Here is a 22,718-nt window from a genome sequence, read left to right as displayed (position 1 = left end):
GTCGCAGCCAACTTCTTATAAGAACATACAAGGAAAGCACAATGAAAAAGACTCTGATTGCAATAACGCTAGCTGTTCTCTCAACGGGTGCGATGGCTGAAACGATGGATCATTCAAAAATGGACCACGGCTCTATGGATCATTCTTCGATGGACCACGCATCAATGGATCACAGTAAAATGGACCATTCTGGCATGATGAACATGGAGGGTATGTCGGCAGTTGGCATGCCTGCAAACGGTGCAAAACCTGACAAAGTCGTTCACGTTATCTTGACTGACGACATGCGCATTAACTTTAAAAAAGACGTGAAGATCGAGCCAAATGATGTTGTTCAATTCGTCGTACTGAACGTGGGCAAGATCGATCACGAGTTTTCAATTGGCTCGATGGAAGAGCAACTCGAACACCGCGAAATGATGAAGAAAATGACAAGTCATCACGATCATGACTCAGGCAGCACAGTCACCGTAAAGCCAGGGAAAGCAAAACAATTGCTATGGCATTTTCACGGCGACACGAACGTTGAATTCGCGTGTAACATTCCCGGCCATGCTGAAGCGGGAATGGTCAAAAGCATCACACTGTAATTCTATTTCTCAATTCGACGCTCAAGCGTAGAACACATTGGCGTGCTGAGTCGGAATGAAAAGAACACGGGGAGTCGAAATCGACTCCCCGTGCCTATCTGAACTTAACTTGTCTGTCTGAACTTCGTCTTTCTAAACCATCATGTTTATTGATGTTCAGGCACCAACCATTATCAAATCGTCATCCCTTCCCTGCCAATTTCCAGCCAATCAGGAACATCATTGTTCATCAGCCAATGATCGAGCTCATGGCCTATGTGGGTGATGATTAACTCGTCGGGGTTGAGCACCTCATAGATTCGCTTGGCATTTTCTATGTCACCGTGATTGGTGCCATCATGATTGGGTGGAAAACTGCAATCTAGCACCAACGCATTCAGCCTTCTTTGAGAACGCAGAAAGTCCATCGTATGCGCAGGAAGACCTTCAGTGTCTGTCAAATACGCTATAGATTTAGTGCCAAACTCAAGCAAATAACCAAAGGTGGGGCGCGAGTGTTTCATGGCAAGTGGTGTCACTCTAAGCCCGTTAATTGTCATGGTTTCAGCATGCTTCATTTCAGGTAGGAAACGCAGACATCCCGGATTTTTTAGCAAGTCCGCGCAGCCTTCTGGATCATCGGGGCACCATACCGGGATCGACTCCGCTTTTCCCCATCGCATATGGAAAAAACCTTGGACATGATCGACATGGAAGTGCGTAAGGAGAAACCCTTTGTAGGTGCCTGCGGGAAAACGGGCGTGGAGGTCCATCAACCCTGCATCGATGATAAGGCGTTCTTGAGAGCTGCTTCGACCCCACTCCACCATTGCAGAACAAGGTCTGCGTTCAAAAGCGGGTTGCATGGTCGCGCGTTCGCATGCCGGACACTCGCAACCATACAAAGGCACGCCACCGGCAGCCCCGGTTCCCAACAAGGTAAGTTTGAGCATTTATCTATCCCTGATAAAACAGAAGAAGTTAGGTTTTTTACCTCACTTCTAGTTATTAGTATTCGCTTCTGTTTACCTCTCGAACATCAATCTCGACGTACCCAACCACAAACCATGTACCGCCTTATGAGCTGGCAAACAATTCTGACCCACACAGACTAGTACGCTGTAGAAACAAATAGATGTCTCAACACTGACCCAATTTTGAATTCTCTTAATCGCTCTATCTCAGAGCAATCAACGCAAATTCGCGATTGTTTATTAGCAATTCATGGAAAATGAGATTTCAGTCACCTTGTTGGTTACTGATCCTCCCGTTTACACTTTTTCAGCAAACGGTAGACGAATTATCTGCTCTAGTTTTTCCTGAACTTGGCGCGCCGTGTCTTGTTCAGAACCACTGTTATCAATCAATATGGCGGATGTTGGTCTTACCGCATCATAGCGAATTGCGCGCTCCAGTCTTTCCGTGATGTCCTCATTGTTCTCTCTCTCGCGTGCCTCCAACCTTTGCTGAAGGATATCTGGACGAACCGCTACCCATACCACTTGAAGGCGACGTCCAAACACTTCTTTGGCATAAGGCAAATAAGCACGAGAACCGTTCACCATGACATTGACACCTGACGCTAACCAGTTTTCGATTTCCTTACCGATACCGTAGCGCAACCCATGGGCCTGCCAATGCATTGAGAACATACGATGTTTAATGCGCTGTTCAAACTCCACCTCCGTCAATGCCACATGGTTTTCTCGCCCAGTGAGAACCGAACGAGTGATATAACGGTGTGCAATCACGAGGTGATCACCAAACAGCTCTCGCGCCGAATCAATAACAGTGTCTTTACCTGCTCCTGATGCGCCAACAACGTAAAAGAGTTTACCCATATAGTGTTCCTTCTTTCCCAAGAACATACGGTTACTAAAACGCCAAATTTGGCGCAGCCATCACTACAATAATCCCTAATTCATCAACGCGATGTGCGGTTTATATCGTTGTTGAAAATCCAGCCACAAATGAACGCTCACCCATCGTTGCCAATTGAGAGGAACGTCGACGTTTTGGATACCGAAATGGCATTCGAAATCACTGTACAGCGTCATTTTGATGAATAGAAATCATTGCTCCAGGCCGTACACATCAACAGCACTTTATTGCGTGTTTATTGCGGATTTTTGAATGGAGGATCAGCCCTTTGCAAAAGAGCCAACCCATATGGTAGGAGTACTTATCAATACGTAATGTTTATTTCAACATCGTAGGGTGTTTCAAGTTGAAGGGTATCACCGAGCTTAACAATGGTTTCCAATGCCAGCACGACACCCGAGAATTGAGTCTCTTTATTTTCCAACATTTGCTGCCAAATTGTATCTAGGCTGATGACGCGGAAGTCATTGAATCCTTCCAACCGCACTGTCCGGCTGGAATGCCACTCTTTTCCCTTTCCCGAGCTTTCGTATTCTTTGCCGAGGTTACCAACAGTGCGTTTTGTCATCACCGCAATGTCGAAACCGGCAACTTCTTTATTCAACCATTCACCCATGTTGATGCCTCATTTTTGAAACCTGATGAAATTATAGACAATAATTTCAAAAAGTTGCGAAACATGACACATCTCGCAAATACTGTTCATACATACAGTTATTATCGGTTTTTCATTTCATCGGAAGACAACATGATAGGTTTTACGTCGGAATCACTTTACGCATTTATCGTTAAAGCAAAAGCAAACGCCTATGTCGCTAGAGCACCCAAATGCCTGCCTTCTCGCTTAGGGTCACATGACATCCAATTCCAAGAAGGACGTTTTCAGTACCTCGATAGTTATTTTGGCGGAACAGACTTTCTTGGACAGGAAACAGTGTATTTTGATGGTGAACCTGTTTGGGCAATGAACTACTACGGTCGAATTATCGAACCCTCTATTTTCGATGGGGAAAAAGCCGGCATTGTCGTCTTAGACAGCCTTTCTAAGCTTTATGAAACCGGGCATTTCTTAGGAGACTCGGTGAATGAAACAGAACTTGGCACTTACCATGACACCAATTCAGGATCAGTAGAAAGCTTCACCGGTTACGAGTGGATAAAGTTCGAAGGTAAAAAAGTGTACGAGCTGCACTATCATGGTGGCGTGATAAAGCCATAAAAAAGACCTCCCGTCACGTATGATCGGGAGGTAGATCCTAGCCACATTTTAAATTTATGTCTGAGTACTGAACTGACGATGTTGTAAACACTTGACGGTGTTTATACATGTCATTGTTAGTGTGGCTTGTCATCTTTGTCTTCGCTTCACCCATCTGGGTGATAATACACAGCATTTTGGTGAAGACGTCCGGTTTCCTTAAAGACACCTTACGCTGCGCGCTAGAAACTGTGTTGTAGCAATACACTGATCAGCTTTGTCTGTGAATGGGTTTTGGTTTTGCTCATCAGATTTTTCAAATGGGTCTTGATGGTTTCCCGTGATCGGAACAGTGTGTCTGAAATCTCCTGTAATGAGTTCCCTTGCACCAAAAGCTCTGCTACTCGCGCTTCTGACTTTGTAAATCCGTACGCTTGAGACATGTAGGTAATGGGTTTGCTCTCTGCAATTTTTACCGAAACCAGCACACGAACATTTTGTTTTGCATGATAGTTTTCATCCGTCACGATGGGAGAAAGTCGTACCTGCATGGCAGGTTCCTTCTCTGAAGCCATAATCGGAATCGTCATTTGCGGTGAGGCCATCCCCATGGCTGCAATGTTCTGACATCCTTGCGCAAGCTGACTGTTTATCAGTGAATAACAAGACGTCAGCCTCCCTTGGTAGATGCTTAATCCACGGTATTTTCGGAACAATTCCTCGGCTAACTCATTCGAAAACTGCACTCTACCCGATTCGTCTACGACACAAATTGCGCAATGGTACGCGCTGCAAATCGCTTCAAAAATGACTTTATTTTGCGCGTGTTGGCAGTTTTTCTCGTAGATATCAAACGCAGTGACAAAGTGAGATATTAAGGCACTTAAGACTTTGTATTCTTCATCATCAAAGCCTGCCTGCTTCGAACTTCTGTTTAGCGCCACAAAGGCATACTCCTCTTCGCTAAGTATGAAGTTACTGCCCATGATGTGTCCGACATCACCGCGCACATGATATTCGTTAAAAAACCAACTGCCTTTGAAAGGTGCTTCTTTCTGAACAGAGTTGAGGATCATCACTTCTCTTGGCGGCACTCTCGCTGCCACTTTGTAGATAGGATCATGCACATAGGTGTCTTGGAACGATGCCATTACGGGCGGGAGGTTGGTGATGTGCAATGAATTTGGTGTGAGTTCTTTGGGGTTGAAGCTCCCCAAAATACATCTATTTGCTCCCAATTCGCCCTGCAGTTTTTCTAGCGCGGGCATCCAGTCGCGGTTGGATGCGCTCTCATAAATCGATGCAATCAGTTCATGCATATTGAGTTTCATACCGCTCAGTCTCTCAGATTTTTCGGCTAGATCTAAAGCAGACCCAAGTTAGGGCCAAAGGCATAAGTCTAGAAACATGGGCGGTAGACAACTGTCTCAATAAGTAAAAGCTAATTGGAGTATTCGCATATGATAAGCATATAAATGCCTATTTAGATCTGGCTTCAAAAAAAACGGGAGCCTAAGCTCCCGGTTTTATTTTACCGCCAGAGATTTTACTGGCCTGCATTCATCGCTTTTAACTTATCACCCACAGGGCCAGAGAAGTTAAAGCCATCATGCTGATCCCAGTTAATCGACCACGTCATAACGCCGCCGTAGTTAGGGTAGTTAAAGGCAGGTACAACTGTTCCACAACGCGTGCCTTTGGTTAAGCAATCCAACGCATCCAGAATGTTCTGCGTCGGAGCTTGACCCGAGTTTGCAGAGCTTGGTCCTGATGGCAAACCAATCGCAACTTGATCATCACGAAGTGGCGCGAACATCTGCCCATTGGCCAACTCAAACCCTTCTATCAGCATCTTAGACTGCGCAACCATCATATCGACAGAGCCTTCTGGTGCAGAACCGGGCAAGTAAGGGTTAGGCAGGCCACCGTTGTTATAAAGTTGAACATGCAAGAGATCCAAGGTATCTCGCAACTCGTCAATCAACGGAATATAAGCCCCCCAGATACCACTGTATGCGATCATGCCGCCGTGAACATAAGGATGCTCAGGTGCCATCGTGAGGTACATATCGCCACCAAGGTTGGTTTCAATTTGTTTCAATGCCCTTGGCAAACGCGCCTGAATTTGGGAACCATGAAGTAGGTTTGACCCACTTTCGAGATCAACGTCCAAGCCGTCAAAGCCCCACTCCTTCACGATGTCAGTCAAGCTTGCTACGAAGTTCGCTTCATCCGTGTCGGTGTTCAGGGTAATGGTTCCTTCCGCACCGCCTAGAGAGAGCACGAACACTTTACCTTTCGCTTGAAGTGCAGCCATATCCTGCTTGAATCGCTGAGGATCCAACGGCGCACAGTCACTGTAGATGTCGCCAGCATAGAGGTTGAAGTGAACCGTACCATCACTGTTACGATCGTTCTCAGCAAAGGCGATATCAATGATGTCCCACGCGTCAGACATTTCGCTGAGATTCATTGGACACCCTGCACCGTTTACAAAGTTGTGCCAGTAACCAATCAACTTATGCTTCACAGCGGACTGTTCGAAGACCTTAACCGTCGCGCCATCCGTCGTTGCGGTGAGTCCAGAATCGTCCGTTGCTACAGCAGAAACGACGTAAGAACCGATAGCGCCAGGCGTCCAACTTGCGCTGTAAGGCGCAGACGTATCCGTTGCAACGACGACACCATCAACCGCGAACTCTACTTTGGTGATCACGCCTGCAAACGAGCTCGCTTCAGCCTCCAGTTGAACCGCTTTGCCTAAACCAACGCTAGTGCCAGTAGTTGGTGAAGTCAGCGTTGCCACGACAGGCTGATCGCTAACGGTCACCAAGACTGCATCAGATCCAGTATTGCCTTCGTTGTCTGTCGCAACGGCACTCAAGTTAACATTGCCAAGCCCCGATGCTAGCCAATCAACAGAATACGGTGCCGAGTTATCAGTCCCTACGCTCTTACCATCAGCAAGGAACTCAACCCCACTGACGGAGCCATCCGCATCGGTCGCATCTACTGCCAATGACACAGTACTTCCAGCAAGTACCGTTGCATTGTCTGCAGGTGATGTGAACGAAACTGTTGGGACGATGGCGCAAATACCCAGCTCCGTCCAAGCATCTTGCCAGTGAGCACCATTGTTCGGTTCATATGCCCAGGCAGCATCCGACGAGCACCAACCTGCCACATCACATTGGTATTTGTAGTTGCCGTTTTGAACGATATCTCCCACCGAATATGCTGTACCTGCTTGATAGACAGGAACGCCAGCGCAACCACCGCCGACGGTTTCCCCTTCTACGTTGACCGATACCTCGCCAGTCCATCCGGACAATCCATCCTGATCAAACGCTTTCGCTTTAAAGGTGCGGAGACCTTTCGTTGCCGTCCAAGACACTTCATAAGGAGAAGTATCATCTTGTCCCACAAGTGCATTATCTACATAGAACTCAACCAAGGTGACAATACCATCAGCGTCCGTTGCCGATGCTTGGATAAGGACTTGCTCTCCCTCTTTTATCTGGGATTGCGCCGTTGGGTTAAGCAGCGTGGCTTCTGGCGGCGCAGCAACGTCTGTTGGCACAACACGAACAGACACTTCAGATGTTGCTGTGGCACCTTCGTTGTCTGTCACCACGGCTGAGATAACGTAGTCTCCGGTCAGCGGCGTCCAGTTAAGCGTGTAAGGTGATTGAGTAACCACACCTAAGCTTGAGCCGTTAGCCATAAATTCGACATCAGCCACCGAGCCGTCTGCATCCGCAGCGTCAGCCGACAAGGTGATGACATCACCATCAGTTAATTGAGCATTGTTTAGAGGAGAAGTGACACTGATGGTTGGTGGCTGGTTACCTGCGACAGAACATTGACCCAGTGATTGCCACTCTTGCCATTGTCCTGAATGGTCAGCGGGATTTTTTCCCGATGTCCACCAATTTGCTTTGTACGCCTCACCAAGGTGAGCGACTTCTTCTCCACTTGTGTAAACCGCTGAATTTTCCCAAGTAGGCAATGATGTACAATCCACCGCCCAAGACGGAAAAGCCGCCACTATACTCAGCGTGATCGCTGAAAGTACTATGGGTTTGTGCATGTTGAATTTCCTTATTCGAGAAATAGATAGGTGGGTTTTCACTTTATTTTTCGTATGAAATATCCCAGTCCCATCATGGAAAATTCTTCCCATACACTCCATGACCCTACGGACATTTTTTGTTAATTTGCAACCCGCAGTCATAACCTGACCGCAACATTTCTTCCTTTCAAAATCAAAACTCTGACAGCATCACTCTTTTCGATTCGGCTACGCTATAGTCACAGGAATATCTATTGAACCCAGAAAATGAATCGACCGCACAGAAGGACCGCGCATGATGTCGAGTTGTACCCCTGCCACGTTAAAGTTCCTTTTCTTCCTCATTTTTTCTTTCGCTTCATTGCAGACACATGCTGACGATACAGAAACTCAGGTCTGGCGATTCGGGCTCGAGGAAATTGATGGCTCGGTACAAGACGTTTATGCGCAGGAGTTTAAGCGGCTGGTAGAGAGCAAGTCTGAAGGCAAAATAAAGGTCGACATTTTCAGTTACGGTACCTTGGGTGAGTCTGAAGATCTCACCGCGTTAACCGCTAATGGCACCCTTCAACTGACTCACGCTTCAACAGGGATTCTTGGCGACCTTATCTCAGAAATACAAGTATTTACCATTCCCTATCTGTTCTCTGCCGATGATCGAATCAACCAACAAGTGCTCAGTACAAACAAAGTAATTTACGAGGTCATTGGTGATGCACTCATCGACAAAAACCTCCGTTTGATGACGCTGTATCTTGAAGGTGAAATGGTATGGTCGACCAACAAACTGGTGCGTCATCCTCGTGATTTTGGCGGTTTTAAAATGCGGGTGATGAACGCGCCATTGATCAAACAGACCTATACACTGTTTGGCGCAGAGCCCATCCCTCTGCCTTACTCCCAGATTTATGGCGCATTACAAACGTCGATCATCGATGGCCAAGTGAATCCACTGTTTGCCATAGAAGAGATGAAGTTTTACGAAGTCACCGACTATCTCATTTGGGCTGGCCAACAACGTTTTACGACATCTATCATCGCTAACCAATCTTGGTATCTATCATTGAGCAAGCATGAAAAGGAGATGCTCGGCGAGGCTTTCAAACATATGTCTGATTATATCTATCAACACCAGATAGCTTTAAATGCCGCCCAACTGAAGAAGATCAGACACTATAAGCCCGACATGATATTGGTGCACTTAACGCAGCGAGAACGGAACCGCTTTAAAAAGCTGGCGGCACCCGTCAGGAAAGCATACTTGGAAGAAAATGGGGATAAAGGAAAACGCCTGCTTCTCACGTTAGAAGAGGCGTTTTCTGGCAAACAATAACCGCTGAGGATTACAAAGACACTTCAGTTACTGTCTTGGCGGTTTTCGACGAGAGCGCACTGCGTTGTAAAGCATATTTCTTGAAGTCTTTTGCTGAGACAGACTTACTGAAATACCAGCCTTGCACCACGGCATCGGTCTCTCGTGTGACGATGTTGTACTGCTCGGCAGTCTCCACGCCTTCGACGATGATGTTCATCCCGAGCTGTTTCGCGATACCCACAAGGCTATAGAACACTTGCTTTCCGCGTTCAGTAGAGAGTGCTACGACAAAGCTGCGGTCAATTTTGATCGCATCGATATCAAAGCGGTTCAGATAACTGAGTGAGCTGTAACCCGTACCAAAATCATCAATGTGAACGGTTGAGCCTGCTTCGTGTAAACGCGAAATGGATGACTCGACAACCGACTCTTTTTCTAACAGTGACTCTTCTGTAATTTCGAAGTGCAGCAAACCAGGAACTTCAGCGATCAGATCCAACACTTCTTCCATCACCACCAAGTCTGTCAACGTATGGCTGGTAACGTTCACGCTGATCGGCATGTAAAAGCCTTGGGCAATCCACTCTTTGCTTTGTTGAACAGACTGACGAATTACCCATGTATCGATGTCTTTCATCAGGTTGGCTTTTTCAAACACAGGCAAAAACTTGGCCGGCGATTCAACCTTTCCATTGCTGTCACGAAGACGAATGAGTGCTTCAGCGCCTACAACTTGACGTGTTTTACCAGATACCTGAGGCTGAAACTCCAGGTAGAATTCACGTGTAGACAGTGCTTCTAGTTGCTTCTCAACACCTTCTATTTCACGCACTTTTTTCAGTGATTCTGTCACCGGATCAACGGCAAGCACGTAGGCTTCTTCTTCACGACGAGTGAATGTCGTATCGAGTGAAGGAATGTACAAATCGCGTCTTTTTACGTGTTTATCCAACAATCGAACAAACGGCCAGTAAATCAACGTACTCATGATCACGAGTATGAGTTGCAGCACAACAGCGCGAATGTCGCCGCCCGTGGAGATAAACGCATTCAGCACCAGCGGGCTGGTTATCGGAGCCATGACAACAGGAATCGCGACTAACCCCAGCTTCATCGCCGTTACGCTCACTAACATATTTGCTAATGGGGCAAGGAAAAATGGCATCAAAAGGCGCAGGTTAAAAATGATCGGCAAACCAAACAACAGTATCTCGTTGATGTTGAATAGCCCCAACGGAACACTGGTTATGGCGATAACACGCATCACCTTGTCTTTGGAAAACAGGACAATCGCGAACGCGAGACCTAGCGTGGCACCTGAGCCTCCGATAAACATGAACGAAGACAAGGTGGAGAGGTTCATGATGTTGCCCGGAACACCGCCCGCGTTATAGATAAGGCGGTTGATATCGAGTGCTTCGATAAGTGGCGTAACAAGCGGTGTTAACGCGTAATAACCATGAATTCCCAAGAACCAAAGGAAAGAGTTTAATAACGAGAAAATCGTCTACAGTGTAGGGTTCATTGATAGGGTCGAATCCTTGTAGGAAAGCGGCAGAGTCAAACCACGCATCACAAATCCACAGTATCTTTGTCACGGCCATGACGACAAAAGTAACAAGCACACCGGCACAATCAGGTTCATCGCATCTTTTACTAGCTTGCCGGAAACTTCGCTCTCAACGAGTCTCGCCCATTTTTGTTTTTTCAGTTTGGAGAGCAAAGGAACGGCGTAAAGCGGTAGCGTGAGACCGATAAAGGTCAGCATGATGGATGAAAGTTGGTTTTCGTACCCCAGTGTCTTTTCGGCAACGGCGACATAAGACATACACAGCACGGCGATAGGTGGCCGAGGGAGTCGCCATTGAATGGCAAGCATCATACTGATGCTCGCAGCGAAAAGATAAGGATAAAGCGAGGTCAATGAGACTCTGAGTATATTCAGTTCATGGATGAAGACAGGCGCGTCGACTTCCAAGAACTCAAGCATGCTTGCCGCAAAGCCTAAAATACTCGACACAATCAAGCAGGGTACAAGCCACAGCATACCATCACGCATTGCGCGCAATGAGCGCGTCACCGCTTCTATTTTATAGGGGTTAAGCAGTGACAAAAATGACTTACCAATTCGCTTTGTATTCATTAAATATCGCTTTCATGGGCCGCAATATTCTGGCGACCCTACATCTAAATTAAAATGAGGTATAACTCGAATTATTTTTGCAAATAAAATTAGGGTTCCTATTGTAGTGTTTGGTTTACGCAAAGCAATATGTGATGAACAATAAATAATGTGATAAATGCCCGCCTGCATTCAGCGTATAAATGTAACTTTAGTTTGCATAACGCCAGACACTAAATGGCTTCATTCTGCTGAATAGGATGAGAAAATCACTTGTGCTTTACTGGCTAAACATCAAAGGTCAATCTGCAAAATTGGGATCTTGAGTCAAAAATCAATAGTGTAAATATTGTTAAAGCACGAACAATTATTCAACATTTAGTGAGGAAGTGAGAGCGTCAAGTCGTTTTAAATACCACGCTTAATTCCAGAAAGAATTACTCGATATTTTACTGTTTGAGGATAATGTAAGTTATATAATTAACAACGACGAATTTCGTGAGTTCTTTCTGCTTGAAGAATTAATAAACACGGTTAAAAATATTATAAAGAGTTACCAGAGACTTAGGCCTGATGTTTTCTAGAAATGTATTGCTTTTACTGATTTTCAGCCTCTTACTGCCAGGGCCTGCACTCGCGTTTAACAAGTCAAAACCCCATTTCGTGGACACCGTAAAATTGCACGGTTATATCGACACTTATGGCAACCTTCGCTTAAACAATACGCATTTTGAGACCTTGCCAGAAGACCTCACTATCGATGGTTTTTTAGATATTGAAGCCAGCAACATTACACGTTTACCTGACACACTGGTGGTAAAAGGCTATCTCAACGCGTCACACAGCAAGCTCACACGCATTCCTAAAATCGATGTTGGCGGATACATGAACTTTACTGGCTCTCAGATTGCTGTCTTACCTGCTGGCCTGACGGTAAATGGAGATTTGAGTTTGGTTGACACACCTATAGCGGCATTGCCGCGTAGGCTGAACGTCAAAGGCAATCTTTACTTGTCGAACACCAAGGTCACTCGCCTTCCACCAGACTTACGGGTGTCAGGCGACGTGTATTTAAGGGGAACGCCTGTCAAAGACATTCCTGAGAAGCTAGCAGTGAGAGGAAGGATCTATCGATGATTACTCTTCATAGAGCTCTAGCGGCAAGCCGTCAGGGTCTGCAAAAAAAGTAAACCGTCTGACGGTCAATTCATCAACACGGACAGGCTCAGTCTCCACACCTTGGCTGTTCAGAGCCTCAATCGCCCTCTCTAAATTTTTCACGCGGAAAGCTAAATGTCTCAGGCCTTGCGCTTCTGGGTAGGAAGGCCTCTCTGGGCTATTCGGAAAGGAAAAAACTTCGAGCTGACCACCATCAGGTAAACTTAGATCTAACTTCCACGAATCTCGCTCGCTACGATAGGTCTCGTTAATGGTCGGAAGTCGCAAAACCTCCGTGTAAAAACGTTTGGACGTCTCGTAATCACTTACGATGATCGCAACATGGTGAATTCCTTCTAAAAACGACATCACAACCCCTTATTTTGGTGTGCAAACTTCGCCAAACTGAGCGGTAAAGTTTACCTCATGAATGCAAACACAAAACAACGATACGCCTAACACCATGAAAAATAAGGTTTCAAATTATTGGCACACAAGTTGCTGTTACTTTAGGGATAAGTTTTTAGTATACGGAAATTGCATATGTATGTATCAAAGCGAGCACAACGCAGCGTTTTAGGTTTGATGGTATTTAGTGTGGGTGCGGCGGCAGGTATTGCGCTCACCCTGTTACTTCTCGGCTGAGCGTTTTCGTAGAGGTTGTAACAGTTCGAACTACCGTCCCGCGCAGGATTCGGCGGGCATAAAGTGTACAATCTTCCCGTTCGGATATAAGGTAATGAAATCGCGTTATTTATTGCTGAGAACACACCATGCTCAAATCGATTTCGGTACCAAGATAAGTGCAGCGCGTCCTTACGGGAAAAACACATCAAAAGAAAGCACCCCAAGGTCAATTCAACGCGCATTTGAAAGCGACCGAGGTCGAATCATCAACTCAGCCCAATCCGACGCTTCAACAGAAAACCCAAGTCTTTCCTCTCGAACGCAACTCGGCGGTGCGAAGCCGCCTGACACACTCCATGGAAGTGCAGCAGATTGGGCGGTTCATCGTTCACTCTATATTCGAAAGACTAGAAAACATCCCTTCAAGCTATGGTTTAGATGGCATGGAACGCGCCGTGGAGTCGCTCGTCGAAATTGCTTGCTTGATGCACGACATGGGCAACCCTCCCTTTGGCCATTGCGGTGAGGATGCTATCAACCGATGGTTTGAGAAAAACCTCCGTCAATTGTCGCCTATGCAAGGTTTAATAGCAGAGTCACCCAGCACCGAAATCGCGGCTGTCGAGCAAGAGCTTTGCCATTTTGACGGCAATGCCCAAGCCATCCGCCTTATTCACTCTCTGCACCGTTTCAATCTAACCTACAGCCAAGCAGCAGCGTACTTAAGTACACAAGGCCCGGCACAGAGCCAAAACAAGAAGCACCTTCCGATAAAGCCTATCTCACTAAGAAAGTCGGGTTTTACCTAACCGAAAAGCCTTACGTGAATGATTTGATGCAAGAAATGCGGATGACCAAATATTGTCGTCATCCGCTCAGCTACATCATGGAGGCTGCTGACGACATTTCGTATTGTTTGGCCGACATCGAAGATGCCGTTGAGAAACGCATTCTGTCGTTAGAGAAACTGACAGAATTGCTCAAGAAAACATATCGAGCCCTTGAACCAGAGAACCGACCTATCTATCGAACAACGACGTTCGAACAAGCATTAGACGAGGTATACCGACAATCGCAAACCGATGAAATTAGCAAGCCACATCGTTTTTTCATCAAACTGCGCGTTGCCATGGTTCATCCGTTAGTGAGTCACGCGGCGAAGCAATTTACCGACAATCTCTCTGCTGTTTACAACGGTGATTTCAATCGTGCGCTGCTGGAAGACAACAGCCAATTCCACGCTATTGCAAAGACGTTTAAGCAAGTCGCCATTGAGCACGTTTTTAACGACCAAGAAGTCGAGACGCTTGAGCTGCAAGGCTACAAAATCATCGGGGGTTTATTGGATGAATACCGCCCTCTGCTTGATCTTCCCCGTGAAGACTTTACTAAAATCGTCAACGGAGAAGGACGCTACTACCCTGTCGAGCGACGCTTATTCAACAAACTCTCTCAAAAGCACGTTGCGGCATACCGCTTGGCTTTGAAAGACGCTCAGATTGAATCCTCGGGTTTGTGGGAGTTCTATTTAAGGTGCCGCCTCTTGCAGGACTACATCAGCGGCATGACAGACCAATTCGCGTTTGATGAATACAAAAGCCTGATGGTCACTGATTAGATGTTGTAGCCATACCCGCGCAAAAACACGTCAACGCAGTTATCGGTGTAGGCACGTCTCACTGCATCACTTTCATTGGCATCAAAGCCAAAGTACGCCCAGTAAACAGACCGCCCATGCAGCATCAACAACAGTTGCATCGCCGCTTGCTCTGTGTCTTTGCAGTGCGGCAAATCACCACTTTTTACCAGCAACTTCAGATAACCACTTAACAACAAGACATTGCGCGTTGGGCCTTGATCAAGGTAGATGCCCGCAATCTCTGGGTGTGAATCCGCTTGGCGAACGATGTTCTGGAACATATTGATGGCATCTTCCCCCAGAACCAGATTCTGAAACTGCCAACCGTATTCCTTCAAAACAACGTCTGGCTTTCTGTGGTCCTTTTCCAAATCCCAATCGATGCCTGCACTTTTACACTTCTCAACAATGCAGGTTTCAAAGAGCTGATCTTTGTTGCTGAAGTGCGCGTAAACCGTTTGTTTAGAGACGTTTGCACATTCAGCTATCGCATCCATGGAAATACCGTATCCCTGCTTAGAGAACAGGCTGGATGCTGCTTCAAGTATCTGCTGACGTTTCTGCTCTTTTCGTTGAAGAATATGTGCTGTCATTGAAGTCCCTGACCAAATATGTACAAAAATAATACCAAATCAAACTGGACAGTCTAGTCTACTTGATTTATTTTTAGTCAAATTGGACTGGACAGTCTAGTCTAAAAGATAAACGGACGATGGGACTTTCGCAATGCGTAAATGGACGACCAAATTGGTGTTTGTGACTTCACTCACTGCACTGACTGCCTGTAACTCTCAATCCGAACCCAATAACGAGGTGGCTGACATCGCATTGCCTAGCGTCACTGTCACCACGGTAAACATTGAACCTAGCTATAAGATCAAAAAAGAGTTTGTTGGTACGGTTCAGGCTGGGCAAAGTGCCAATCTTGGCTTTGAGCTTTCTGGGAAGGTGAATACGTTATTGGTCGATGTTGGCGATACCGTACAGAAAGGGACACCTCTCATTCAACTCGACACCCAACTGCTGGATACCGAGTCTCGTCAATTGTCAGCACAGTTGGAACAACTCGATGCTCAACTCGATTTAATCAAAACCAATTTGCAACGTCAGCGTCAACTCAAGAAAAAAGGGTTCAGCGCAGATGCTGAAATTGATTCGTTGACCAGCCAGCGAGACTCGTTACTTGCCAACGTCCGAGAGTTAGAAGCATCCATCGCGTCCAACACGCTGCGTAAGCAAAAGTCGACCATCTATGCGCCTTACGATGGCAAGATCAGCGAACGATTTGTGTCTGAAGGCGACGTCGTCAACATGGGCTCTCCTACCCTCACTTTGCTTTCCCAACGTCAAAATGAAGCTCGGATCGGTGTGCCTGTTAAATATCTCGCTGCATTGGTTGAAAAGCGCGAAGCGAACATCAGAATCGGTGATGAGATCTTCCCGTCCACGTTACTGAATCCCGGTGCGGCAATCGATGCAAGATCGCGGACGGTACAACTTCGTTACGCGCTACCTGAGCAGGCGATGGTAATCAACGGACAACTCGCCTATCTGCAAGACAACAGCGAATTCGAAGCAGAAGGTTTTTGGATACCACTAACCAGCCTGACTGACGGGTTGCGCGGCACGTGGAACGTGTTCACTACGACCGAGAACGAAGCCGGAACCACGGAAATTGCGCGACGTTCAGTACAAGTCGTCCATGCTGATGAAAACAGGGCTTATGTCTCAGGCCCGCTTAGCAACGGCGACAGGGTTGTCACGGACGGCGTTCATCGTATTGTCTCCGGGCAACAAGTCACCGTTTCTGAGGAGTAATTCTTATGGAGAAGCTCCTTAAAAATACGCGGCTCTTGGTGCTCTTTACTGTACTCATCTTGGTGTCAGGGTTCTCTGCCCTATCCACGTTGCCGCGTGCGGAAGATCCAGCACTTATAAACCGCTGGGCGACGATTACCACGCCTTATCCCGGTGCCAGTGCCTCACGGGTCGAAGCGCTGGTCACTGAACTTATCGAAAACGAACTTCGCTCGTTGGATGAGATAAACCTGATCGAATCTCAGTCCAAGCCGGGAATTTCTGTCATTACGGTGGAGCTGAATGACGACCTGACGGAAACAGAACCTGTATGGTCGAAGATTCGTGACAAACTCAGCGATGCAGTGCCGTTGTTACCGGATGACGCATTTGAGCCTGAATTCGATAATGACCACTCCAACGCTTTCACCTATATCACCGCGCTTCAATGGCAAGGAAACGGTCACGTCGATGAACTCATTCTTGGTCGCTACGCCAAAGAGCTCGCCAAACGCTGGCGTAATTTATCCGGTACCGAATTTGTCGATACCCATGGCGTCCCAGACGAAGAAATACTGGTTACTTTAGACATTGTCGATGCCAGTGCACTTGGCAAAACCGCCCTTTCCCTTTCAAATTCAATCGTTGGTGCCGATGCTAAAAATGCAGCCGGAGAGCTTCACAACGAGAATAATCGCTTCCAACTAGAGGTCGCTGGCGCACTTGATTCAATCACTCGTGTGAAACAAGTCCCTGTCGCCATCGACGACAATGGTTATTTGATTCGCGTTGAGGACATCGCCACGGTTGAACGCGCCCAAGCTCAGCCGCCATCGCAGATTGCCATTATCGACGGTGAGCCAGCCGTACTCGTTTCAGCAAGGATGCAAAGCAATATTCGCGTTGATCAGTGGACAGCGGCTGCCGACAAAATGCTGGATGGCTTTCGCAGTGAGCTGCCGGACAACATCCAGTTAAAACCCATTTTCAAGCAAAGCCGCTACACAGAAACTCGCCTTTCAGATTTGGTGGATAGCCTCTTATTGGGCTTTGGTCTTGTTCTGATCGTTTTGTTTGTTACGTTAGGATTTCGCTCCGCCATTTTGGTTGCGCTGTCGTTGCCCATCGCCTCGGCCTTTACGCTAGCAATGATGAGTTTTACCGGACTACCAATCAACCAAATGTCGGTCACTGGCCTTATCGTGTCACTAGGGATCATGGTGGACAATGCCATTGTGATGGTGGACACCATTCAGCACTACAGACAGCAGAATGTGAAACGTCTCGATGCGGCAATGAAGGCAATTCGCCATCTGTGGTTACCTCTTTTGGGTTCTACCCTTACGACGATTCTGGCCTTTGCACCCATCTTCCTGATGCCCGGTCCTGCAGGTGAGTTTGTCGGTGCCATTGCCATTACCGTGAGCTTCTCTTTGGTTGGCTCATACATGGTTTCACAGTTACTGGTTGCTGGGTTTGCTGCGCGTTGGTTGCCTGCAGGTGAATCCAGCACACGTTGGTATCACGCCGGTATAAGTATGCCAATGTTGAGCAAACTGTTTAGCCATTCTGTGCGTTTGGCCGTTAAGTTGCCTTGGCTTGCCATCCCCTTGGTATTTGCGGTTCCGTTTGCAGGGTTCTGGTCCGCTGGGCAACTCACTGAGCAGTTCTTCCCGCCTTCAGACCGAGATATGTTCGAAATTCAGGTATTTCTCGCACCGCAAGCAAGCATGAGTGCAACATTAGAAACCACTCGCCAAATTGATGATGTGCTTGAGAAAAACGAGCATATTGAGCAAGTCGGTTGGCTTGTCGGCACCAACTTTCCTTCGTTTTACTATAACTTGATGGCAAGGCAACACGGTGCTCCAAACTTTGCTCAAGCCATGGTGAAGGCTACCGATTTCAACGCTGCAAATGAGATGATTCCTGAGCTTCAAGTGACACTGTCACAGAAATTCCCTCATGCTCAGATTCTGGTACGCAAACTCGAACAAGGCCCTCCGTTTAATGCCCCTATAGAAGTGCGCATTTACGGGCCAAATCTCGACACATTGAGAGCAGTGAGCGAGCGTGTTCGTCTTTTGATGGCACAAACGCCAGATGTCATTAATACCCGTGAGACACTGCAACCCGGCACGCCGAAGATCTCTGTCAATGTCAATGAAGAAGCAGGCCAACTGACGGGAATGAGCTTGTCTGACATTGCCCTTCTGCTAAATGCATCTATGTCAGGCATGGTTCAAGGGAACGTTATTGAAGGTACCGAATCGATCCCAGTGCGTGTGCGTGTCGATGATGACTCACGGACAAACCTCAACCAACTCAGTCAACTCCGCTTCCCTGTATCAGGAAGCACTGCGCAATTCGATTTACCCCTGTCGGCATTGGCCGATTTGAGTGTGGAACCGAGTCGTGGTGCTATCCCACGCAGAAACGGAGAGAGGGTTAATGTGATTGAAGCTACATCACTGCGGGTGTCTTGCCACAAACGGCACTCAATGCCTTCACTCAAATTTTGAATGATGCCGACCTTCAACTCCCTGCGGGTTATCGCCTTGAATTTGGTGGCGAGTCAGCAGAACGCAATGACTCCGTGAATCAACTGATGGCCAATCTCACCATAGTCATCATCTTGCTTATTGCCGTCGTGGTGATCTCATTTAACTCGTTCAGGCTTAGCGGCATTATCTTCCTTGCTGGCGTGCAAGCGGCAGGATTGGGGCTTCTTTCCGTGTGGGTGTTCGGCTACCCGTTCGGGTTTACCGTTATCATCGGTTTGTTAGGCCTAGTCGGTCTTGCTATCAATGCTTCTATCGTCATTCTGGCCGAGTTGAAAGCCAGCCCAGAGGCGAAGTCTGGAAACATAGAGGCTATTGTCGACGCGGTAAGTAGCTGTGGGCGCCATATCACCTCCACGACCATCACTACGATTGGCGGCTTTCTCCCGCTAATTTTGGCGGGTGGTGGTTTTTGGCCTCCGTTTGCCATTGCGATAGCAGGCGGTACCTTGTTGACGACGATTCTGTCTTTCTACTTTGTTCCTGCTGCATTTCGGATTGCTGGCATGGTACGCCCCTACGACAAACCTTGTGCGCTAGAGAGCACTGAATCATAAAAAAATGGCCACCTAGTTAGGTGGCCATTTTTTCTCTAAGCAACAACTAAAAAGCGTTCAGCACTGGGCTAGCCATTAAGCCCATCAGCAGCAAGATTGGAAAAAGCAATTTGATATAAAATGGGATCCGCATTCTTATTATCCTTGTCGTTATTTACAATTGCTCGGCCTATCGCTGACCTTGGTTTTTGAGCAAGTGCATATTCATCCTAGTGCAACTAAGCGAGTTAATTATAGACACGAAATTTCGGAGTTACATACAGAATTGCATACTATTTTGGGCAAAAATTTTTGATCTTCTGCACAGCCCTTTGAAAATCTGCCATTTTCGTCGCATTTAATTGAGAAGATAATCAGCACGATATTCCGCTTTAATCCGGCCAATACCAGTTCGGCTTGTCTAACATTCCCTGCCCTTGAACTTCTGTTTGTCCCAATACTTTCTCTAGCTGAATAGCGTTGCAATCTGGGTGTTGATTCAACGCATTTATCAACCGATTGGCATGGGAGATCACCCAAATTTGCGAGTGCTGCGATGCGTGAGCAATCAAACGGGCCAGAGCCGGCAGTAAGTCTGGATGAAGGCTCGTTTCGGGCTCGTTCAGCACCATCAAAGACGGCGGCCGCGGAGTGAGCAATGCAGCAACCCACAGGACAAACCGCAATGTTCCATCTGATAGTTCAGCCCCTGTCAGTGGTCGCAATAACCCTTTTTGGTAAACTTCGATGGAAAATCGACCGTCCGCACTCGATATCACACCAAGGTGACAACCTGGAAACGCATCTTCTATCGCTTTCTCCAAGGCCTCTTTGTCACCAATTTCTATAATGGTTTGAAGTGCAGCAGCTAAGTCTCTCCCATCATGGTGAAGTACGGGTGTTCGTGTTCCCAGTTGGGGCTTACGGGCAGGCGCATCAGCATCTGTTCTGAAATGATCGTAAAAACGCCAGCTTCGGATCATCTCTCTGACATGAAAAACTTCTGCGGCAGAACTCGGGTCGGCATGGGAATCAAACATGCTGTCAAAACTTTGAATGTACTGCGAAGCCACTTCCCACTTACGACCATTTCTGATCCTCACCGAAGTGCCATTACGCTCAACCAAACTGCTTGCTGGTCGAAAGTAAGGGCCGTTGAATATGGTTTCTTGCTTTATCTCTGGGTCAAAGCCAAACGCGGATGTCGACGGTGTTGGAAGGCCCAGAGAAATGGAGTAACCGAACGTTTCACTCGAAAATCCCATTTTTAACCGAACGACGTTTTTACGTTGCCCTCCTTGAATCTCAACGTCTCCACGACGCATTGCACCAGAAATTTCTTCAGGTCCAGCCCAATACGTGGAATGCAAACCACCTTCTTCTGCCAGTGAATTAATCACCCCACCCGATGCCGTTTTCGCCAGCAAGCGAAGTGCCTTATACAAATTCGACTTGCCGCTTCCATTTGGGCCGGTAATTAAATTCAACGGTCCGAGAGGGAGGGTAAGATCCATGATTGAACGGTAGTTCGCGATCGACAACGTGGTCAGCATTTGGCATTCCGCTTAACTGTTTTTATATACAGTATCATTCATCTTGTTCGTCCATCAACTGCTCGTTATTGATTGGCACAGCTAGGCAATAGTGAATTGCACTAAAGAGTTGTTGCCGACTTAATCAGATATCCCCCACACTTTTCCGAATAGCATAAGGATTAAGCGACAAAGCGCGAGATTCTCAACTAGGGTTTGATTATCAAGGAAATAGATAGGAAGCCGCTGTGGAAAGTTTGCTGTATCAATCACTTATCGGCATTGTTGGCGAAGACTATGTAATCGCTGACAAAGAGACAAAACGCCCTTACGAGTGCGATGGGCTGTCCGTTTATACCGAATTGCCGGACTATGTAGTGCTGCCTGCCGACACCAAAGAGGTGATGGCAGTAATGTCCTTGTGTTTTCAGATGAACATTTCCGTTGTCGCACGCGGCGCAGGAACTGGGCTTTCTGCCGGTGCGCTGCCAATAAAAGGCGGCATTCTTCTCTCGCTCGCCCGTTTAAACCAAATTCTCTCCATTGATAGAGACAATGGCATGGCTACCGTACAGCCCGGTGTGAGAAACCTCGCCATCTCAGAAGCAGCATCTACCTGTAACCTATACTATGCGCCAGACCCATCCTCACAAATTGCTTGTTCAATTGGCGGGAACATCGCAGAAAATGCTGGTGGAGTGCACAGTTTAAAATACGGTCTCACCGTTCACAATGTGTATTCACTTGTCGTTGTAACGTCAGAGGGTAAGCGAATAGACATTGGCAACCAAAGCTGCGATGTCGCTGGTTTCGACTTGTTAGCACTGATGATTGGCTCTGAAGGGATGTTGGGCGTTGTCACCGAAATCAACGTCAAATTGCTCCCTATTCCTGAAACAGCGAAAGTGGTACTTGTTGGTTTTGATAGCGTTGAGAAAGCGGCTAACGCAGTCAATGATGTGATCAGCCAAGGCATTATTCCTGCGGGTTTGGAAATGATGGATAGCTACGCTATCACCGCGGCAGAAGACTTCGCACAAGCAGGCTATCCAACTGATGCAGAGGCACTGTTGCTGTGTGAACTCGATGGCGACATCGACGATGTGACCCATCAAATAGCGTCTGTTCAGCATATATTTCAACAATCAGGTGCAACCTCTATTCGTGTCTCCGAAACCGAAGCTGAGCGCGCACTGATTTGGAAAGGAAGGAAATCTGCGTTTCCTGCGGTTGGCCGTATCTCTCCAGATTATTACTGCATGGACGGTACAATTCCAAGGCGAGAACTCGCGAATGTGCTTACAAAAATCCACCAGCTTTCTCGATACTACGGCCTTCGCGTCGCGAATGTTTTTCACGCCGGTGATGGTAATCTCCACCCTCTTATCTTGTTCGATGCAAACGTTCCGGGAGAGCTTGAAAAAACCGAAGCTTTTGGCGCAGAAATACTTAAAACGTGTGTTGAAGCAGGTGGTTGTATCACTGGCGAACACGGTGTAGGTGTGGAGAAAATCAATGAAATGCACCATCAGTTTAACGATGCTGAGTTGGAACAATTCCACCGCATTAAACGTGCTCTCGACCCCAAAGAGATATTAAACCCAGGCAAAGGGATCCCACAGCCTAAGCATTGTCAGGAGCATCGCACGCTACTTGCCTCCCAAGGAGGCAACAATGAGTGATATAGCAAATGAGTTAATCCAGCAGGTCA

General features: G+C 47.1%; 16 protein-coding genes and 2 pseudogenes. 8 read left to right on the top strand and 10 right to left on the bottom strand.

The annotated features are described in order from the left end of the window. Positions 1 to 41 precede the first annotated feature (41 nt). Positions 42 to 590 carry a copper-resistant cuproprotein CopI gene (copI, locus tag ATN88_RS01940; protein ID WP_067410585.1) on the top strand — a complete coding sequence of 183 codons (549 nt, stop codon included), beginning with the start codon at positions 42 to 44 and terminating at the stop codon, positions 588 to 590. Positions 591 to 763: 173 nt separating this feature from the next. Here the strand turns inward: copI and phnP are convergent, their stop codons facing one another. The 3 genes from phnP to ATN88_RS01925 form a co-directional block, all read right to left on the bottom strand. Beyond that, positions 764 to 1,522: a phosphonate metabolism protein PhnP gene (phnP, locus tag ATN88_RS01935; RefSeq protein WP_067410581.1), complete on the bottom strand. Its 759-nt coding sequence runs from the start codon at positions 1,520 to 1,522 to the stop codon at positions 764 to 766. Between the two features lie 318 nt (positions 1,523 to 1,840). Beyond that, entirely contained in the window at positions 1,841 to 2,410 is a 570-nt protein-coding gene (gene phnN / locus ATN88_RS01930; protein WP_067410576.1) for a phosphonate metabolism protein/1,5-bisphosphokinase (PRPP-forming) PhnN, read from the bottom strand. Between the two features lie 344 nt (positions 2,411 to 2,754). Continuing rightward, positions 2,755 to 3,066 carry a hypothetical protein gene (locus ATN88_RS01925; protein WP_067410573.1) on the bottom strand — a complete coding sequence of 104 codons (312 nt, stop codon included), beginning with the start codon at positions 3,064 to 3,066 and terminating at the stop codon, positions 2,755 to 2,757. Between the two features lie 132 nt (positions 3,067 to 3,198). On the opposite strand from ATN88_RS01925, the gene ATN88_RS01920 reads away from it, so the two are divergent. Beyond that, the gene (locus ATN88_RS01920; protein WP_067410570.1) at positions 3,199 to 3,669 is read left to right on the top strand and encodes a DUF5680 domain-containing protein; all 471 of its coding nucleotides are present in this window, start codon (positions 3,199 to 3,201) and stop codon (positions 3,667 to 3,669) included. Positions 3,670 to 3,890: 221 nt separating this feature from the next. On the opposite strand, the gene ATN88_RS01915 is transcribed toward ATN88_RS01920, so the two are convergent. Continuing rightward, positions 3,891 to 4,979, bottom strand: coding sequence for a helix-turn-helix transcriptional regulator (locus ATN88_RS01915; protein WP_083539396.1), 1,089 nt, complete (start codon positions 4,977 to 4,979; stop codon positions 3,891 to 3,893). A gap of 215 nt (positions 4,980 to 5,194) precedes the next feature. Then, positions 5,195 to 7,738 carry an Ig-like domain-containing protein gene (locus ATN88_RS01910; RefSeq protein WP_067410564.1) on the bottom strand — a complete coding sequence of 848 codons (2,544 nt, stop codon included), beginning with the start codon at positions 7,736 to 7,738 and terminating at the stop codon, positions 5,195 to 5,197. A gap of 280 nt (positions 7,739 to 8,018) precedes the next feature. Here ATN88_RS01910 and dctP point away from each other — a divergent pair, with 280 nt between their 5' ends. Next, positions 8,019 to 9,053 (top strand): TRAP transporter substrate-binding protein DctP, encoded by a 1,035-nt coding sequence (gene dctP, locus ATN88_RS01905; protein ID WP_067411909.1) that lies wholly within the window; start codon positions 8,019 to 8,021, stop codon positions 9,051 to 9,053. A 10-nt stretch (positions 9,054 to 9,063) separates the two neighbouring features. Here dctP and ATN88_RS01900 read toward each other — a convergent pair whose 3' ends face one another. Continuing rightward, positions 9,064 to 10,539 (bottom strand): EAL domain-containing protein, encoded by a 1,476-nt coding sequence (locus tag ATN88_RS01900; RefSeq protein ID WP_269748093.1) that lies wholly within the window; start codon positions 10,537 to 10,539, stop codon positions 9,064 to 9,066. Positions 10,540 to 10,629: 90 nt separating this feature from the next. After that, positions 10,630 to 11,178 (bottom strand): hypothetical protein, encoded by a 549-nt coding sequence (locus ATN88_RS26540; protein ID WP_232312692.1) that lies wholly within the window; start codon positions 11,176 to 11,178, stop codon positions 10,630 to 10,632. A 552-nt stretch (positions 11,179 to 11,730) separates the two neighbouring features. Here ATN88_RS26540 and ATN88_RS01895 point away from each other — a divergent pair. Further along, on the top strand, positions 11,731 to 12,294 hold the full coding sequence (locus ATN88_RS01895) for a leucine-rich repeat domain-containing protein (protein ID WP_232312691.1): 564 nt from the start codon (positions 11,731 to 11,733) through the stop codon (positions 12,292 to 12,294). Here the strand turns inward: ATN88_RS01895 and gloA2 are convergent, their stop codons facing one another. Then, the gene (gloA2, locus tag ATN88_RS01890) at positions 12,295 to 12,684 is read right to left on the bottom strand and encodes an SMU1112c/YaeR family gloxylase I-like metalloprotein (RefSeq protein WP_067410561.1); all 390 of its coding nucleotides are present in this window, start codon (positions 12,682 to 12,684) and stop codon (positions 12,295 to 12,297) included. Positions 12,685 to 13,118: 434 nt separating this feature from the next. On the opposite strand from gloA2, the pseudogene dgt reads away from it, so the two are divergent. After that, positions 13,119 to 14,560: pseudogene (gene dgt, locus ATN88_RS28765) on the top strand (dGTPase). On the opposite strand, the gene ATN88_RS01880 reads toward dgt, so the two are convergent. Beyond that, a complete protein-coding gene (locus ATN88_RS01880; RefSeq protein ID WP_067410558.1) occupies positions 14,557 to 15,174 on the bottom strand; it encodes a TetR/AcrR family transcriptional regulator in 618 nt (205 codons plus the stop codon). The pseudogene dgt and the gene ATN88_RS01880 overlap by 4 nt on opposite strands. A 133-nt stretch (positions 15,175 to 15,307) precedes the next feature. Between ATN88_RS01880 and ATN88_RS01875 the strand changes: the two genes are divergently transcribed. Both ATN88_RS01875 and ATN88_RS01870 read left to right on the top strand, forming a co-directional pair. Next, positions 15,308 to 16,399 carry an efflux RND transporter periplasmic adaptor subunit gene (locus tag ATN88_RS01875; RefSeq protein WP_067410555.1) on the top strand — a complete coding sequence of 364 codons (1,092 nt, stop codon included), beginning with the start codon at positions 15,308 to 15,310 and terminating at the stop codon, positions 16,397 to 16,399. A 5-nt stretch (positions 16,400 to 16,404) separates the two neighbouring features. Continuing rightward, positions 16,405 to 19,496 (top strand): annotated as a pseudogene (locus ATN88_RS01870) (efflux RND transporter permease subunit). A 371-nt stretch (positions 19,497 to 19,867) separates the two neighbouring features. On the opposite strand, the gene ATN88_RS01865 reads toward ATN88_RS01870, so the two are convergent. Next, a complete protein-coding gene (locus tag ATN88_RS01865) occupies positions 19,868 to 21,028 on the bottom strand; it encodes an AAA family ATPase (protein WP_067410550.1) in 1,161 nt (386 codons plus the stop codon). A gap of 227 nt (positions 21,029 to 21,255) precedes the next feature. Here ATN88_RS01865 and ATN88_RS01860 point away from each other — a divergent pair, with 227 nt between their 5' ends. Next, positions 21,256 to 22,689: an FAD-linked oxidase C-terminal domain-containing protein gene (locus tag ATN88_RS01860; RefSeq protein WP_067410547.1), complete on the top strand. Its 1,434-nt coding sequence runs from the start codon at positions 21,256 to 21,258 to the stop codon at positions 22,687 to 22,689. The last annotated feature ends 29 nt before the right edge of the window (positions 22,690 to 22,718 follow it).

Source organism: Enterovibrio coralii, assembly GCF_001559595.1.
Classification (GTDB): domain Bacteria; phylum Pseudomonadota; class Gammaproteobacteria; order Enterobacterales; family Vibrionaceae; genus Enterovibrio; species Enterovibrio coralii.
The sequence above is the reverse complement of the archived record's forward strand: the minus strand, read 5'-3'. Positions and strand labels throughout refer to the sequence as shown.